Here is a 1,219-nt window from a genome sequence, read left to right as displayed (position 1 = left end):
CGCCACCACGGCCAGGCCCTGGTAGATCTCGGCGGCGCCGTCGTCCCAGCGCCAGAACGAGCGCGCCCCGCCGGCCACCACGAGCAGCAGCGCCGTGACCACCGCGAACGCCGTGGCGGGCAGCACCACCGCGCCCGCGCCGGTGCGGCTGGGCCGCGACAGCAGCAGCGCCACCCGCAGCCCCACCCGCACCCCCGCCCACGGCCCGGTCACGACGGCACCTGCTGCCAGCGCGGCACCGGGAACCCGCCGGGGAGTTCCCCGGTGGCCCGGCCGGAACCCCCGCGGGGGCGTTCGGCGACGACGCGCCCGTCGGCCAGGTGCACCTCGCGGTCGCAGCGGGCGGCCACCTGCTCGTCGTGGGTGACGACGACGAGGGCGCGCCCCGTGCCGGTCGTCGCGGCGAGCAGGGCGTCGAGGACGTCGTCGGAGGTGCGCGAGTCCAGCGCGCCGGTGGGTTCGTCGGCGAACACCACCCCGGGGCCGGTGACGAGGGCGCGGGCGATCGCCACCCGCTGCGCCTGACCGCCGGACAGCTCCCCGATGCGCCGGCCGCCGAGGCCGGCCAGGCCGAGGCGCTCCAGCTCCGGCAGCGCCCGCGCCTCGGCCTCGCGGCGGGGTGCGCCGCCGAGCATCGCGGCCAGCGCGACGTTCTCCAGGGCGGTCAGCTCCGGCACGAGCATCCCGGACTGGAACACGAAACCGAACTCCTCCCGGCGCAGCCGGGAGCGGCCGGCCTCGCCGAGGGCGTCGACGTGCACGGCGCCGCCGGCGGTGGCGAGCACGACCTGGCCGCCGTCGACGGGCAGGATCCCCGCCAGGCAGTGCAGCAGGGTGGTCTTGCCGGAACCGGAGGTCCCGGTCACGGCGAGGGACTCCCCGGCGGCGACGGCGACGTCCACGCCGGCGAGGGCGGTCACGTGGCCGTAGCGCTTGACGAGGGTGCGGGCGGACAGGACGGGGCGGGCCTGCTGCGGGGGGTGGTCCGGGAGGGCTGGGTCCATGCCGCCACGCTGCCGGTGGGGTCCCGCCGCGGTCGTCGGGCGCCAGGTGGAAACCCCGCCGCCCGCACCTGCGACCGCGGGAGGAGACCGGGGCGCCGGCGACCGCCTGCAGGAGGAGCCCGTCAGCCCAGGTGGAACACCTCCTCCGCCGGCGCCCACCACTCGCCCGCGGCGGCCGTCGGGACGGGCTGCTGGCAGGGGTCCGTCAGCCGCCA

At 78.8% G+C, this 1,219-nt stretch carries 1 protein-coding gene and 2 pseudogenes; all 3 read right to left on the bottom strand.

Features of this window, described 5'->3' with window-relative positions:
• Positions 1-213 (bottom strand): annotated as a pseudogene (locus ABEB16_RS19405) (permease); the annotation flags it as partial.
• Positions 210-1,004: an ABC transporter ATP-binding protein gene (locus tag ABEB16_RS19400; RefSeq protein ID WP_345713848.1), complete on the bottom strand. Its 795-nt coding sequence runs from the start codon at positions 1,002-1,004 to the stop codon at positions 210-212. The pseudogene ABEB16_RS19405 and the gene ABEB16_RS19400, both read right to left, overlap by 4 nt.
• Positions 1,005-1,126: 122 nt before the next feature.
• Positions 1,127-1,219, bottom strand: a pseudogene (locus tag ABEB16_RS19395) (L-rhamnose mutarotase); the annotation flags it as partial.

The organism is Kineococcus glutinatus, assembly GCF_039542765.1.
GTDB classification, from domain to species: domain Bacteria; phylum Actinomycetota; class Actinomycetes; order Actinomycetales; family Kineococcaceae; genus Kineococcus_A; species Kineococcus_A glutinatus.
The sequence above is the reverse complement of the archived record's forward strand: the minus strand, read 5'-3'. Positions and strand labels throughout refer to the sequence as shown.